This window comes from Kitasatospora sp. NPDC004799, from assembly GCF_040609095.1.
Classification (GTDB): domain Bacteria; phylum Actinomycetota; class Actinomycetes; order Streptomycetales; family Streptomycetaceae; genus Kitasatospora.
The window spans coordinates 1-14,320 of sequence record NZ_JBEXJK010000209.1; the positions used below are offsets into that span (position 1 = coordinate 1).

Annotated in this window: 14 protein-coding genes and 1 pseudogene; 7 read left to right on the plus strand and 8 right to left on the minus strand. The window is 72.6% G+C overall.

What is annotated here, in order from left to right; all coding sequences use genetic code 11:
* Positions 1–124: 124 nt before the first annotated feature.
* On the minus strand, positions 125–1,036 hold the full coding sequence (locus ABZW03_RS24225) for a ribosome-inactivating family protein (RefSeq protein ID WP_355261952.1): 912 nt from the start codon (positions 1,034–1,036) through the stop codon (positions 125–127).
* A 266-nt stretch (positions 1,037–1,302) separates the two neighbouring features.
* Here ABZW03_RS24225 and ABZW03_RS24230 point away from each other — a divergent pair, with 266 nt between their 5' ends.
* From ABZW03_RS24230 to ABZW03_RS24250, 5 genes are all read left to right on the plus strand, one after another.
* Positions 1,303–1,818: a hypothetical protein gene (locus ABZW03_RS24230; protein WP_355261955.1), complete on the plus strand. Its 516-nt coding sequence runs from the start codon at positions 1,303–1,305 to the stop codon at positions 1,816–1,818.
* A 176-nt stretch (positions 1,819–1,994) separates the two neighbouring features.
* Positions 1,995–3,548 carry an AMP-binding protein gene (locus tag ABZW03_RS24235; RefSeq protein WP_355261958.1) on the plus strand — a complete coding sequence of 518 codons (1,554 nt, stop codon included), beginning with the start codon at positions 1,995–1,997 and terminating at the stop codon, positions 3,546–3,548.
* Positions 3,549–3,992: 444 nt separating this feature from the next.
* The gene (locus ABZW03_RS24240) at positions 3,993–4,322 is read left to right on the plus strand and encodes a hypothetical protein (RefSeq protein WP_355261960.1); all 330 of its coding nucleotides are present in this window, start codon (positions 3,993–3,995) and stop codon (positions 4,320–4,322) included.
* Complete coding sequence (locus ABZW03_RS24245; protein WP_355261963.1) at positions 4,319–5,980, plus strand: alpha/beta hydrolase; 1,662 nt, start codon at positions 4,319–4,321, stop codon at positions 5,978–5,980. The genes ABZW03_RS24240 and ABZW03_RS24245 overlap by 4 nt, the downstream gene beginning before the upstream one ends.
* A gap of 14 nt (positions 5,981–5,994) precedes the next feature.
* Positions 5,995–6,603: a hypothetical protein gene (locus ABZW03_RS24250; protein WP_355261966.1), complete on the plus strand. Its 609-nt coding sequence runs from the start codon at positions 5,995–5,997 to the stop codon at positions 6,601–6,603.
* Between the two features lie 65 nt (positions 6,604–6,668).
* Here the strand turns inward: ABZW03_RS24250 and ABZW03_RS24255 are convergent, their stop codons facing one another.
* Positions 6,669–7,628, minus strand: coding sequence for a helix-turn-helix domain-containing protein (locus ABZW03_RS24255; RefSeq protein ID WP_355261969.1), 960 nt, complete (start codon positions 7,626–7,628; stop codon positions 6,669–6,671).
* A 100-nt stretch (positions 7,629–7,728) separates the two neighbouring features.
* Between ABZW03_RS24255 and ABZW03_RS24260 the strand changes: the two genes are divergently transcribed.
* Entirely contained in the window at positions 7,729–8,322 is a 594-nt protein-coding gene (locus tag ABZW03_RS24260) for a cysteine hydrolase family protein (RefSeq protein ID WP_355261972.1), read from the plus strand.
* 7 nt (positions 8,323–8,329) lie between these two features.
* Here the strand turns inward: ABZW03_RS24260 and ABZW03_RS24265 are convergent, their stop codons facing one another.
* Both ABZW03_RS24265 and ABZW03_RS24270 read right to left on the minus strand, forming a co-directional pair.
* Positions 8,330–8,854: a hypothetical protein gene (locus ABZW03_RS24265; protein WP_355261974.1), complete on the minus strand. Its 525-nt coding sequence runs from the start codon at positions 8,852–8,854 to the stop codon at positions 8,330–8,332.
* Between the two features lie 51 nt (positions 8,855–8,905).
* Entirely contained in the window at positions 8,906–9,688 is a 783-nt protein-coding gene (locus tag ABZW03_RS24270; protein WP_355261977.1) for an NAD(P)H-binding protein, read from the minus strand.
* A gap of 103 nt (positions 9,689–9,791) precedes the next feature.
* Between ABZW03_RS24270 and ABZW03_RS24275 the strand changes: the two genes are divergently transcribed.
* The gene (locus ABZW03_RS24275) at positions 9,792–10,718 is read left to right on the plus strand and encodes a sigma-70 family RNA polymerase sigma factor (protein WP_355261980.1); all 927 of its coding nucleotides are present in this window, start codon (positions 9,792–9,794) and stop codon (positions 10,716–10,718) included.
* A 141-nt stretch (positions 10,719–10,859) separates the two neighbouring features.
* Here the strand turns inward: ABZW03_RS24275 and ABZW03_RS24280 are convergent, their stop codons facing one another.
* The 4 genes and pseudogenes from ABZW03_RS24280 to ABZW03_RS24295 form a co-directional block, all read right to left on the minus strand.
* Positions 10,860–12,332 carry a hypothetical protein gene (locus tag ABZW03_RS24280; RefSeq protein WP_355261983.1) on the minus strand — a complete coding sequence of 491 codons (1,473 nt, stop codon included), beginning with the start codon at positions 12,330–12,332 and terminating at the stop codon, positions 10,860–10,862.
* A gap of 262 nt (positions 12,333–12,594) precedes the next feature.
* Positions 12,595–13,203, minus strand: a complete 609-nt coding sequence (locus ABZW03_RS24285) for a DinB family protein (protein WP_355261985.1) — start codon at positions 13,201–13,203, stop codon at positions 12,595–12,597.
* Positions 13,204–13,255: 52 nt separating this feature from the next.
* Positions 13,256–13,831: a nucleosidase gene (locus tag ABZW03_RS24290; RefSeq protein WP_355261988.1), complete on the minus strand. Its 576-nt coding sequence runs from the start codon at positions 13,829–13,831 to the stop codon at positions 13,256–13,258.
* A 393-nt stretch (positions 13,832–14,224) separates the two neighbouring features.
* A pseudogene (locus ABZW03_RS24295) lies at positions 14,225–14,320 on the minus strand (ABC transporter permease); the annotation flags it as partial.

Consider the following 14,320-nt stretch of genomic DNA (forward strand, 5'->3'; position numbering starts at 1 on the left):
GGCGTTGCGGCTGGTGGTGCTCTCCTGGCCGATCGCCGCCGGACGGATGGTGATCGTGGTGGTCCCGGCGGGCAGCCGGGCCGACTTCCTGTGCACCGGCAGATGGTCGTTCAGGGGAGCGCGACTAGTGGGGGCGCGACCCGCTGAAGAGGTCCATGTAGAACACGTACCGCATCAGCTGCGGCAGCGTGTAGAACGTGCGCTGGAAGCCCTCCTGGCCGATCGTGACGGGCGGCGTGCCGGCGTTGTCCATGACCCGGTACACCCAGTTCGAGAGCGCGGCCCAGTTCGTCTCCAGGTTGACGTTCTCCACGCCGATCTGGGCGAGGCCGTGGTCACGGATGTTGCCGCGGACGTTGTCGAAGATCCGCCCGAAGCGCGCGGCCTCCGAGGTGGCCTGGATCATCATGAGGAGGGAGTCCGCCAGGACGGCGCGCCCGCTGCCGCTGTTCTGCAGGGCCTCGATCTGACGGACCTGCTGCAGGGCGTTGTCGAGCCTCGGTCCGTTGATCTGCTGGTCCTGCCGGTTGCCACCACCGGGAATGTTGTTGTAGTTGCTGGACCAGGGGAGGGTGCGCGCCTGGACACCCAGGACCCGGTTAAAGCGCGCCCTCGACGCGTCGCCGTCGTTGAAGACCCAGTGGGTGCCCCCGACCTGGTAGAAGCCCGCCAGGTACAGGCTGTGCGGCCAGTAGTACATCGCCCCGAGGTAGGCGCCGTTCCGGTGCAGGCTGATCTGGATGAGCTGGTCGTTGTCCGCCACGACGGTCTCGTCCAGGTCGGTCCTGAACCAGTCGTGGCTGCTGAGCGTGTGGAGCCGGGAGATCACGTCCCAGTACCGCTGGTGCGGCGAGGCGCCGCCGCCGTTCAGGTCGCTGATGTCCCAGTCGATGATGGTGAGGCGGTCGTTCGTGTCGGCGTGCGCCGCGGAGGGCGTCATGCCCATGAGTCCGACCGCCAGCGCGAAGGCGATCAGTACGCCGGCCAGCCGCCGGCCCACGTGGGCCAGTGCGCCGGATCCGTTCATCGTCAGCATGCGGGATTTTCCTCGGTGGTGTGGGAGCGGGTCGTCAGCACACCTGCCCGCCTTCGAATCCGGTGCGGCGGGCGTTCGTCGATGCGCCGTCCGCAGGCTAAGCGGCTGTGCAAACTCCGGATGTGCTTTCAGAGCCAGGGTCTTTGACCGTCAGTGCACTCACCGCTCCGCACTCCCCCAACCGACCGGTCCGCCCGCGAACCGCCGGGCGGTGGCCGCATACTCATCCCAACGACCGTTCACGCACCACTCGTTGGGGGAAGCCCTTGTTCCGCGACAGCCGCCCGCGCGACCTCCGGATACCGACCCACCGCGAGACCGCCGAGGAGTGGGGCGAGCAGGTCGCCGTGCTGCGCGCCGCCCCGCCCGGGTGGTCCTTCCTGCTGGGGCGGCTGGCCTCCGACGGGTACCTCTGCCACCTCGACCTCAACTACCACCTGGACGGCGAACTCGTGGCCGTCGTCCAGACCTCGCGGCCCGTCCCGGCCGGCCACCGGGTGGGCTCGCTCACCACCCCGCGGTCCCAGCTCGCCACCTTCCTGGCCACCTCGGACCGCCTCGACCCGCGCACCCACCTGGCCCCGCTGGACGGGCCGCCCACCCCGGGCGAGGTGCTGCTGCACGGCGTCCCGGTGCCGGTCGAGGTGCACCACAGCCACGGCTGCCGCAGTGCCCTCGTCCCCCGGATCCCCTCCCAGCGGGGCCACCTGATCGTCACCGCCACCGCCGCCCACTGGGCCACCGCCACCGACCTCGCGCTCCGGCCCCCGGCGGCGTTCTGAGCCGGCCGCGCTCCGGCGCGGTTCACCCGAACGGGAGGCGGCAGAGCCTGATGCACCGTCATGAATGCGCCGACAGCGATCCGTTCACGCCAAATCCCGGCCGGACGCCCCCGGTACGGCGGCGGGGGTGGGGTTAGCCTGTGGCCACGGTTGCAAACTACAAGGAAGAAGTAGCCATGCACGACGCGGAGTTCGTCAGCGGCCCCAGGTTGATCCTCCAGTCCCTCGCTTCCCGCCCCGACCGGACGGCCGTCGTCACCGCCGACGGCGCCGAGGTCACCGCCGGCGAGTTCGCCGCCGCCACCTACCGCCTCGCCCACGAGCTGATCGCCCGGGGCGTCGTGCGCGGCACCACCGTGACCCTGCTGACCGGCAACACCCCCGAGGCGCTGAGCGCCCGGTACGCGGCGGGCCTGGCGGGGGCCCGGGTGGTGAACCTGTACGACGGCATGAGCACCCCCGTGCTGGCCGAGATCACGGCGAGCGTCGACACCGCCGTGCTGCTCGTGGACGCCGAACGGTACGCCGAGGCACCCGAGTTGCTCCCGCTGACCGACGTGCCGACCGTCCTCACCCTCGGCCCCGGGCCGACGGACGGCGGCGTCCCGGCCATCGGCGAGGACGCCCTCGCCGCCTCCGCCCACCGCCCCGCCGAGCCCCCGGACGTCCGGATCGGGCCGGAGGACGACCTCAGCATCCGCCACACCGGCGGCACCACCGGCATCCCCAAGGGCATCCTCAGCCTGCACGGCCCGTACCGCGGCGTCTTCGACGCCCCGGTCGGCAGCGACCCCGCCGACGGCGTGCCCCACCTGCTCGCCGCCACCCCGCTCGCCCACCTCGCCGGGATCATGTCCGACCTGGTCCTCCACCGCGGCGGCACGGTGGTCCTCCAGCGCTCCTTCGAGCCCGGCGCCGTGCTGGCCGCGATCGAGCGCGAGCGCATCACCGACCTCTGGCTGCTGCCGCCGCTGCTGCACCAGCTGCTCGACCACCCCGCGATCGGCCGCACCGACCTGTCCAGCCTGCGGCACGTCCTGTACGGGGGCAGCGCCGCCTCGCCGACCCGGATCCGCGAGGCGCGCAAGGTCTTCGGGCCGGTCCTGTTCGGGGTCTACGGGATGTCGGAGGCGCAGCTGATCTCCCTGCTCACCCCGGCGGAGCACGACCGGATCGGCCCCGGCGGGCAGGTCCCGGTCGGCCGGCCCGTCCCGGGCGTCGAGGTGGCGATCCGCTCCTTCGACGGCACCGACCTGCCGACCGGCGAGCAGGGCGAGATCCACCTGCGCTCCGCGGCCGTCATGGCCGGGTACTGGAAGCGGCCCGACCTCACCGCCGAGGTGCTGCGGGACGGCTGGCTGAACACCGGCGACGTCGGCTACTTCGACGAGGACGGCTACCTCTACCTCTCCGACCGCGCCAAGGACCTGATCATCGTGGTCGGCGGGCACGTCTACCCCTCCGAGGTGGAGGACCTGCTCGTCACCCACCCGGCCGTCGCCCGCTGCGCGGTCTTCGGGGTCCGCGACGACCAGGAGGCGGAGCACGTCCACGTCGCCGTCGTCCCCGCCCCGGGGCAGCGGCCGCGGTTGGACGACCTCCGCGCCTACGTCACCGAGCGCAAGGGGCGGATCTTCGCCCCGGAGGCGCTGCACCTGGTGGACGAGATCCCGCTGACGCCCGTCGGCAAGCCGGACAAGAAGCGCCTGCGCGAGGCCGCCACGGCCTGACCCCGCCGGGCGCCCGCGGGCCCGCACCGCGGGGGCCGTGCACCGAACCGGCACCGGTCCCCACGCGAATCCCCACCCGACATCACCCCAAGGTGGGGTTTGGCTCAACGAACCAGGGGCCCCGTGCCGAGAAGCCAACGGGGTGGCGGCGCTGAGGGCCGCCACCCCTCCCCCTCGCCCGGAACCGCCCGGAACTCCCCTTCCGTACGGGCCGGTTCATCGGCACTGGCAGCCGGCAGCCCCCGACCGATGGTCGATCCGGACCGACTCCGCCACATCGCACCTACCTCACGACGTCGCCCGACAGATCCCGGGTTTCGCCGGCCTGCCGTCAGAGCCGTACATATCATCTGAGTATCTGTACGGATGCGGAGCGCTCTGCTCCCGCCCTACGTTCTGCGGGGGACCACGGCCCATGCATCCGTCTTCGGGGAGGGGACCCACATGGGGGACAACGGCACATCCGGCAAGATCGTCGTAACGCCGACCGACCTGCGGGCATCCGCAGGCATCGCCAAGGCACTGAGCGACGAGCTCGACAAACCCGTCCAAGCAGCGCTGAACACCAGCACCACGGTCTCGGCCCAGCTCACCGGCTGGTCGATATCCGGCGGACTCGGCCAGTTGGGGACGGGCTGGGCCAAGCCGCTCGGAGACCTGCGGCAGCGTCTCGTGGACACATCGACCAACCTCAACGCCAACGCAACCGCCCACGAGCAGCGCGAGCAGGCCATCGCCGGCGGATGGGCCGCACCCCAGCAGGGGCCCAAGTGACCAACGTCTACGACCTCTTGCTGAGATTCGACCCCCACGGCCTGCGCGATGCGGCAAAGGCCTGGAAGGCCCTCGGCCACGCCATGGACGGCACCGGCCAGCGCCACCGGAACCAGGTCAACGGACCGCTCCAGGTCAACGGACCGGACGGCCGCGGCTGGGAGGGTGCCGACGCCCAGGCCGCGCAACCGTTCATGCTGAAGACGGAAGTCCAGATGGAGATCATCCGGATGGAGTCGGAAGCAGCGGCGTTGGTCCTGAACACCGTCGCCGAGCGGATGTACCAGGCACAGACCAACCTCACCAACGCCGTGCACCGGGCAACCGCCACCGGTCTGACCGTGTCCGCCGAAGGCGTTCTCGGTCTGCCCCTGCAGGGCAAGGGAGAAGCGAACGACCCGGAGGCCCAGAAGGCGCGCCAGCAACTCGGCTCGGAGATGAAGGGCTTCCAGGATCGCATCAACGCCGCACTGAAAGCGGCCCAGGAGGCCAGCGACCAGGGTCACAGCGCCCTCGTCCGGCTCAGTGCCAACACCCTGGACCCGTCCCGTGCGAACGGCTCGCTCCTCACCACAAAGTACGCCGTCGACGGCATCATGCGGGACCTCCACCTGGTAGACCCGTACATCCCGGACGGCAAAGACCCGGCGAAGAACGCCGCCTGGTGGAACAACCTCACCCTGGACCAGCAGGAGACCTACCTCACCCTGAACGCGGCGCAGGTGGGCAACCTCGACGGCATCCCGGCCACAGCCCGCGACAAGGCCAACCGGCTCGTCCTGGACCAGAAGATCGACGCACTGGAGGCCGGTTCGGCCTCCGTGTTCGGCCTGGACCAGAAGGACTACGACAAGCGTAAGAACGCACTGGTGGAGATCAGGAGGAAGTTGGAGGAGAGCGCCAACGAGAAGGACGAGACGAAACAGATGTTCCTCCTCTCCATCGATCCGGAGGCATACGGTGGTGACGGGCGTGCCATCGTCGCCACCGGGAATCCCGACAAGGCTGCCCACACCGCCGTGTTCGTCCCGGGTACGGGGACCGAACTCCCCGGCGTCCCGAACCAGATCGACCGCATCCGCCAGTTCCAGCGGGCTTCCGAACGTCAAACCGGCGTCGGCCAAAGTGTCTCGGTGATCTCCTACCTCGGTTACGACACCCCGGAGAGCATTCCGAACGCGGCGAATCCCATGCGCGGCATCGACGGCGCCGAGGACATGCGGAGATTCTCGACCGGACTCCGCGTGGCCCACGGCGAGCCGAAGACCCACCTCACGTGGATGGCACACAGCTACGGAACCTTTGCCGTCGGTGAAGCCGCCCAACAGGCGGGCGGCCTGCACGCCGACGACATCGTCGCCCTCGGCAGCCCGGGCATGGGCGTCGCCACCGCCTCGCAGCTGAACATCGACCCCGACCACGTCTGGATCGGAGAGGCGACCAACGATCCCATACGCCTCGTCGGCAACACGGCCTTGGGCGCCGCACCACATGTCGCCGGTTTCGGGGGAAACAACATCAAGGTCGACACCTCCGGTCACGACGGGTACTGGACCGACGGATCCGACAGCCTCAAGAACATCGGGAAGATCATCGCCGGAGTTCCGCCCACCACCGGGCCGAAGGAGGACCCGTTCTGGGGCTCGATCCCCCACTGACGAACCACCCCGAAATGGAACCGATGAACACCTCAGTCCATCGCATGCGGACCACCGGCAGGTCACTGATCCGCATTGCCGTCACGCCCTTGCTGATCGCCACCCTTGGAGCATGTATGGCCAGTCCTGGCAGCGGAAAATACGACGGGAAGGACGACCCGCTCCCCGTCAAGTCCAAGCAGGAGTCATTGGACTGGGCGCGCCAGATCGTCACGCATGTGGCTCAGACGACCGGAGCCCGCATCAATGATGAACCTGAGGTCTTCGGGTTCACCCCGTGCATCGGCAGGAATGGTGAGTCGGCACCGGACGGCCGCTACACGCTCGACTACGGGGTGCACGCCGACGTCCCCGACGACCAGCAGAACGACGTTCTCCGGAAGGTCCGGGATCTGCTCACCGGGGAGGGGCTCAAGGTCACCGAGTACCGGGAGATCCCCGCCGGCGACCCGACGGCCCAGCCCATCGCCGCCTTCTCCGCTCGGCACCCCGACAGCCGGTACGTCGTCGACGTCGACAGCACGGGGGGCCACAACCGCATGTCGCTCGCCGTCCGGACCCCCTGCCTGATCCCGCCGTCCGACTCCGCGACGCCCTCACCCCCGCCGACCGGCATTTCCTGAGGTTCCCGCAGGGCTGGGCCGTCGGCACGGCCCGGCCCTGTGGTCTGCGACGAGCCCCGGTTCGGTCAGTCCTCGTCGCGGCCGCGGAAGGCGCGGCGGTACTCGCGCGGGGCCACGCCCACCCGGGCGGTGAAGACCGGGCGCAGGGAGACGGCCGAGGCGAAGCCGCAGCGGGTGGCGACGGTGTCGACGGGCAGGTCGGTCTCCTCCAGCAGGCGCTGGGCGGTGAGCACGCGCTGGTCCAGCAGCCAGCGCATCGGGGCGGTGCCGGTGGCGGCGGTGAAGTGGCGGGCGAAGGTGCGCTCGGACAGCAGGGCGGCGGCGGCCATCCGGCGCACCGTCCAGGGGGTGTCGAGGGAGGCCAGCACCTCGGCGCGGACCCGGGCCAGCGGGTCGTCGCCGGCCGCGGCCGGGACCGGGGAGGGGATGAACTGGGCCTGGCCGCCCGGCCGGAAGGGGGCGGTGACCATGGCGCGGGCGATGGTCGCGGCGGCCTGCTGGCCGTGGGCGGTGCGGACGAGGTGGAGGCAGAGGTCGATGCCCGCCGCGACGCCGGCCGAGGTCCACAGGCCGTCGCCGCCGGTGAACAGCACCTCGGGGCGGACCGTCACCGCCGGGAAGCGGCGGGCGAGTTCGGGGGCCAGCGCCCAGTGGGTGGTGGCCTCGCGGCCGTCCAGCAGACCGGCCTCGGCGAGGACGAAGGCGCCCGCGCAGAGCGAGGCGATCGGGACGCCGGCGGCGGCCGCGCCCCGCAGGGCGGCCAGGAGCTCCGGGCTCCGCGGGGCGGCCGGGTCCTCGATGCCGGGCACCAGCACCAGGTCGCAGTCGGCCAGCGCCGCCAGGCCGTGGTCGGGGACCCGCTCCAGCCCGCCGCCCAGCCGCACCCGGGCGCCCTCCGGCCCGCAGACCCGCAGGTCGAAGGCGGGCAGGCCGGGCCGGGACGACCGGTTCGCCCACACCTCGCCGATCACCGCGTAGTCGAAGGCCCGGACACCGTCGAAGATCAGGCAACCCACCGTTCGCATGGCAGGAACCTAGAGCAGGAACGCCGCTGGCAGAAATCTATCGATGGGTGGCTCCTCTGCCCATCACGCCTCCCCCGCCCCACCGGCCACCATGGAGCACATGACGAACACCGACGCCTTCGACGCCCCGCTCACCCTCGACTCCGACGCCGTCCTGCTGCTCATCGACGTCCAGAAGGGCTTCGAGGCCCCGCAGTACGGCCCCCGCGACAACCCACAGGCCGAGCAGCGGATGGCCGAGCTGATCGCCGCCTGGCAGGCCACCGGCCGCCCGATCGTCACCGTGCAGCACGCCTCCGCCTCCGGCCCGCTGGCCAAGGACGACCCGGGGTACGCGCTCAAGGACTTCGTCGCCGAGCTCACCCCCGAGCTGCACATCACCAAGACCGTCAACAGCGCCTTCTACGGCACCCCGGACCTGCACGCCTGGCTCCAGGAGCGGGGCGCCCGGCAGATCGTGATCACCGGGATCATCACCAACGTGTGCAACGAGACCACCGCCCGGATGGCCGGCAACCTCGGCTACGACGCGATCTTCCCGACCGACGCGATGCACTCCTTCGACATGACCGGCCCCGACGGCACCACCGTCCCCGCCGCCGAGCTGGCCCGCGCCACCGCGACCACCCTGCACGCGATGCGCTTCGCCAAGGTGGTCACGACGGACAAGGTGCTGGCGGCCGCCAAGGCCTGAGCGGCGATCAGGTGCCGATCAGCGGCCGGTACGCGTTGCCCTCCTCCGCGTTGAGCAGCACGTACGAGGGCCCGAGACTCAGGGCGCGCTCCCGCAGCCGCGCCAGGGCCTCGGCGGCGGAGGGGACGTCGAGCCCGAGCGCGGCGGCCGCCGCGTCCCGCTCGGCGAGCAGCCCGGGCTCGTCCTCCAGGTACTCCTCGGCCGCCTCCGCGCTCTCCTCGGCCGTCAGCCCCGGGCAGTCCCGCCACCACGGCACCGCCAGCAGCAGCCGGACCAGCTCCGGCACCCCGAGGGCCAGCACGGCCGCGCCGCCCTCGGAGTCGGCGTACAGCACCGGCCGCTCCTCGCCGCCGTCCCCGCAGAGGAAGTAGGTGCCGCCCGCGCCGTCCTTGGCCACCGGCTCCAGGGCCGCGCCCGAGGCGAGGACGACCTCCTCGACGTGCCGGTACCGGCGGGAGGGGTCGAACTCGCCCGGCCAGGCCAGGAAGTCGGCGGCGGCGGAGTCGGCGCGGATCGCATCGAGGAGGGACATGACGGCCACCCTACGGCGCGCCGCCGACACCGCCCGCCGCGCCCGGGGGCCTCAGGCCGCCAGCCGCTCCGCGAGGTACTCCTCCCAGGTCCGGCGGCCGTGGTCGGCCCCCGCCGGGGCCAGGTTCTCCCCCGCCCGGTACGCCCGCCCGACCTTGCCCGGCACCCGGACCGGCAGGTGGGCGCGGCGGCGGCCGCGTGCCGCGAGGTAGCCGCGGGTCAGCTCGGCCATCCCGTACACCGTCGGGCCGGCCAGGTCCGGCACCGTTCCGGCCGGCTCCGCCAGCGCCAACTCCACCAGCCGGGCGGCGACTTCCCGTACGTCCACCGGCTGCCAGCGGATCCCGCCGGGGGCCGGGACGAGCGGCAGCTTCGCCATCTTCTCGGCCACCGTGAACGCCAGGTCGTGGAACTGCGCGGCCCGCAGGACGGTGTACGGCAGGCCCGACTCGGCCACCGCCCGCTCGGCGGTGTGCTTGGCCCGGAAGTAGCCCAGCGGCAGCCGGTCCGCGCCGATCACCGAGATGTACACCAGGTGCCGCACCCCGGCCCGCCGGGCGGCGGCGACCAGCAGCCGGGTGGCGACGTCGTCGCCCTTGGGCCCGCCCGCCAGGTGCAGCACGGTCTCCACGCCCGCCAGCGCCTCGTCCAGCTGCCCGGCGGCCGTCGCCGGGTCGCCGAGCAGGTCGCCGCGCACGTACGCCACGCCGTCGGCGGCCGGGCGCTCCCGCCGGCTGAGCACGCGCACCGGCAGCCCGGCCGCGCGCAGCAGCGGGACCACCTGCCGGCCCAGGGTGCCGGTACCGCCGGTGACCAGCACGGTCCGCTTCGTCATGATCGTCTCCGATTCGTCCCGGGCGGGGAGTTGATCTCCCCGCCGCCGCCGTTGTTGGGTGACTCCTGCTGCCCTGACCCCCGGCGACGAAGGAATGTGACACGTGGACGAGAAGGTGGACGGGAAATCCGCCCGGGCCCTGCTCTTCGAGGAGCACCGCCCGCACCTGCGCGCCGTCGCGTACCGGATGCTCGGCTCGATCAGCGAGGCCGAGGACGCCCTCCAGGAGGCCTGGTTCCGCTACGACCGCACCGACACCGCCGAGGTGGCCAACCTCGGCGGCTGGCTGACCACGGTGGTCTCGCGGGTCTGCCTGAACCTGCTGCGCACCCGCGCCCAGCGCCGCGAGGAGCCGCTGGAGCCCGCCGGGCCGGACGGCGAGCCGGGCCCGCCGCGCATCCCGGACCCGCTGCTGGGGCGCGAGGGCGTGGTGGACCCGGAGCAGGAGGTGATGCTCGCGGACTCGGTCGGGCTGGCGCTGATGGTGGTGATGGAGTCGCTGTCGCCGGCCGAGCGGGTGGCCTTCGTGCTGCACGACCTGTTCGCGGTGCCGTTCGAGGAGATCGCCCCGCTGATCGAGAAGACCGCCGCCGCCACCCGGCAGCTGGCCAGCCGGGCCCGCCGCAAGGTGCAGGGGCAGGCGCCCGCACCCGACCCGGACCTCGGGCGGCAGCGGGTGGCGGTGGACGCGTTCTTCGCCGCCGCCCGGCACGGCGACCTGGACGCGCTGCTCGCCGTCCTCGACCCGGACGTGGTGCTGCGCTCGGACGGCGGCACGCTGATGGCCCGGCACACGGTGGTGCTCTCCGGCGCGGGCACGGTGGCCGGCCAGGCCGTCCTGTGGGGCACGCTGTCGCCGTTCGCCCGCCCGGCGCTGGTCAACGGCACCGCGGGCGCGGTGGTCATCGGGGACAACGGCCGGGCGCTGTCGATCATGGCGTTCACCGTGGTGGACGGCGCGATCGTCGCGATCGACGTGCTCACCGACCCGGACCGGCTGGCGGCGCTGGACCTGTCGGCGTTCCGGTAACCGCTCGGGGCTCCGGCCCGGCTCCTGGTGGGAGCCGGGCCGGAGCCGGTGGGACCGCCCGACGGCACGTCCGACGGAGCCGACGGGACGCCGGGTTGGATCAAACGGCCGGATCAGACGACCCGGATCAGACGGCCCGGATCAGACGAGCCGGATGATCGCCGCCGCGGCGGCCTTCCCCGCGGCGGCGAGGATCTGCTTCACGAGGTCGCCGAGCGCTCCCACCACGCCGGCCACCAGGGTGTCCGTGCCGTCGAGTTCGGCCCTGAAGGTGCCGGCGAGGATGCTGTCCCACTTGGCGGCGATCTCCGGGTTGTTGCCGGTGACGGTGTAGTCGTCGTCCCGGTCGGGGGTGCCGAACGGCAGGCCGGCCACCGTGCCCTCGGTGCTGCCCGAGCGCTGGAAGGAGAACACCGTCCCGTCCTGCGCCAGCACGGCGGCGGAGATCGTGTAGTCGATGTTGTCGAAGCCGCTGTCGTGCGCGTGCGTGGTGAACGACCAGAACCCGTCCTGCCGCATCACCACGTGCGCCCAGCCGCCGAGCGGGAGGCCGGAGGTGAGGTCCTGGTGGAACTCCTTGCTGAAGGTGTCGTACCAGTACTGGTCCTGGATCGAGCCGTCCCCGCCGACGTACCAGATCTCCATGCTGTTCGGGACGCGGGAGACGGCGGTGACGCCGCCGTTGGTGGAGGCGCTTCCGCCGGCGGCGAGTTCGAAGCCCTGCCAGAGGCCGCCCTCGTACCAGTAGCGGTCCTGCACGGAGCCGTTCGGCCCGGTGAAGAAGATCTCCATGCTGTTCGGGACGCGCGAGACCGCCGCGATCCCGCCGGTGGGCGACGCGCTGCCGGCCGGGGACAGTTCGAAACCCCGCCAGTCACCGCCCTCGTACCAGTAGCGGTCCTGCACGGAGCCGTTCGGCCCGACGAACCACAGCTCCATGCTGTTCGGGACGCGCGAGACCGCCGCGATGTCACTGGTGGTGGCCGCGCTGTTGGGCGGGGAGAGCTCGAAGCCCTGCCAGTTCCCGCCCTCGTACCAGTACCGGTCCTGCACGGAGAGGTTCCCGCCGACGAACCAGAGCTCCATGCTGTTCGGGACGCGGGAGACGGCGGCGATCCCGCCGTAGGTGGAGGCGCTGCCCGCCGGGGAGAGTTCGAAGCCCTGCCAGGTCCCGCCCTCGTACCAGTAGCGGTCCTGGACCGAGCCGTTCCCGCCGACGAACCACACCTCCATGCTGTTCGGGATCCGGGAGACCGCCGCGACACCGCCGTTGACCGAGGCGCTGCCGGCCGGGGAGAGCTCGAAGCCCTGCCAGCTCCCGCCCTCGTACCAGTAGCGGTCCTGGACCGAGCCGTTCGCCCCGACGAACCACACCTCCATGCTGCCGGGGATGCGCGACACCGCCGCGATGCCGCCGTTGGGCGCCGCGCTGCCGGGCGGCGCCAGCTCGTAACGGCCCCACTGGCCGCCTTCGTACCAGTACGCGGCCTGGACCGACCCGTTCGGGGCGATCCACCAGGTCTCCATGCTGCCGGGAATCCGGGAGACCGAGGCCATCCGGCTCGACAGCCCCGCGCTTCCGGCGGGGGCGAGCGTGAATCGGTTCCAACCCATGGGAGTCCTCCGATGCTTCCGGCCGGAATCCCTCGGACGGCCCGTCAGAGCGGCCCCGGCGCCTGGCGCACCGGGCCGCGGAGTACGGCCCGGGTGCGGGTCGGCCACCCGGCCTGTCCTGCACCGGGCGCCGACGAGAGTGCCCCAACGTTAGGAATCTCCCACGGCCAGAAGCATGAGCCGGTGGTCCCGGACCGGTCCCGGGACCAGCGCACCAGCCGGGCGCCCGCCGTGGGACGGCGGGTGCCCACCCCGCCCGCCGTCAGCGCCCGACGGCGCCGTCCAGCTGCTCGCGGATGATGTCGGCGTGCCCGGCGTGCCGCCCGGTCTCCTCGATCATGTGGACCAGCACCCAGCGCAGCGAGGGCCCCTCGGCGTCGTCCGGCCGCAGCGAGCGCACGCCCGGCCGGTCCAGGTCCGGGGCGGCCGCGGCCACCGCGTTGGAGCGCTCGACCGCCGCCCGGTACGCGGCCACCTCGGCGGCCACCGTCGCACCGTCCAGCGATTCCTCGTCCGTCTCGCCCGGCTGCTCGCCGACGCCCCGGTACGCCCAGGTGAACCAGTTGTCCTCGACCACGGCGAGGTGGCGGACCAGCCAGAGCAGGCTGGTGCCGGAGGCGACGCCGGGGCGCCGGGCGTCCTCGTCGGAGACGCCGTCGAGCTTGGCGATCACCGCCGCGCGCAGGTAGTCGAGGAAGGCCAGCAGGGTGGTCGGCTCGTCGGCGTTCAGGCTCGGCGGACGGACGTCGGAGAGCTCGGCCGAGGTGGCGGTGCCGGTCGGCGCGGCGGTGTCGGTCGGGACGGCGGTGCCGGTCGGCGCGGCGGTGCCGGTCGGGGCGGTGGGGTCGGTCGGCGCGGTGATGTCGGTCATCGCGCCACCCTAGCCAGCACCGGAACCCCGGGAAACCGGTTTCGACGCGGCGTCACCAGCCCTGCGCGACCACCCAGTCGGCGAGGTGGCGGGCGCACTCGTCCACCGACTCCTTCCAGGTGTGCCCGGCGCCGTCCCCGGCCTCGTCGCTGACGTGCTTGACCAGCCGCACCGGCACCCCGGCCCGGTGCGCGACGGTGGCGACGGCGTAGCCCTCCATGTCCACCAGGTCGGCGTGCTCGGCGAGCCGGTCGCGGGCCGCCGCGTCGGAGACGAAGAGGTCGCCGGTGGCCAGCACCGGCCCGTCGCCCTTGCCGATCACCAGCGGGGCGCCGTACTCGCGCCCGGTGAGCGCGTGCAGGGTGGCGGTGTCGAGGTCGTGCTGGATCACCTGGACCACGTGGTGAGTGCCCTCCCAGCCGGGGCGCAGCGCGCCGGCCGTCCCCAGGTTGATCACCTCGGAGGGCTTCTCGCCCTGGGCGAGGACGGTGGCCAGCGCGACGGCGGCGTTGACCTTCCCGATCCCGGTGAGCAGCACGGGCAGCCGGTCGTCCAGGTGGGCGGCCTCCTCGCGCACGGCGACGACGAGCAGCGGACGGTCGGGCGAGATCGTTCCAAGCAGGCGCATGGCCCCATCGTACGGAGCGAGGGGGTGCCGCACCCGGGATTGCCCGCCGGTGAGCGGACCCCCGCGCTCCGCCCGGCGGGGGAACCGCGGGGGAACCGCGGGGGAACCGCGGGGGGTGCGGCCCGCGTCGGACGGTTCGCCACCCCTCGGCGCGGCCGGTGCAGGACGGGCCGCACCGGCGGCACGGGCCGTCCCGGGGAGCGTGCACGACATGCTCAGGATCGGCGCAAGTCAGGTGTGGTCGGGGGGAGTCACGGCCATACTGCTGCCATCGGCCGGGCCCCGGGGACGGGTCCGGCCCCAGGGGAGGATGAGGCGGGTGGCAACACCAGTAGGCAACGGCGCGTCCGGCGCCGCGTTCCCGGCACGGCCGAACCAGCCGCCGGGGCCGCCGGGCACCGCGGTGAGCGTGGTGCGGATCATCCCGGTGCCGTACTCGCCGCTGACGGCCAGCACCGCGAGGAGGGCGATGACCGCCTGCCCGACGGT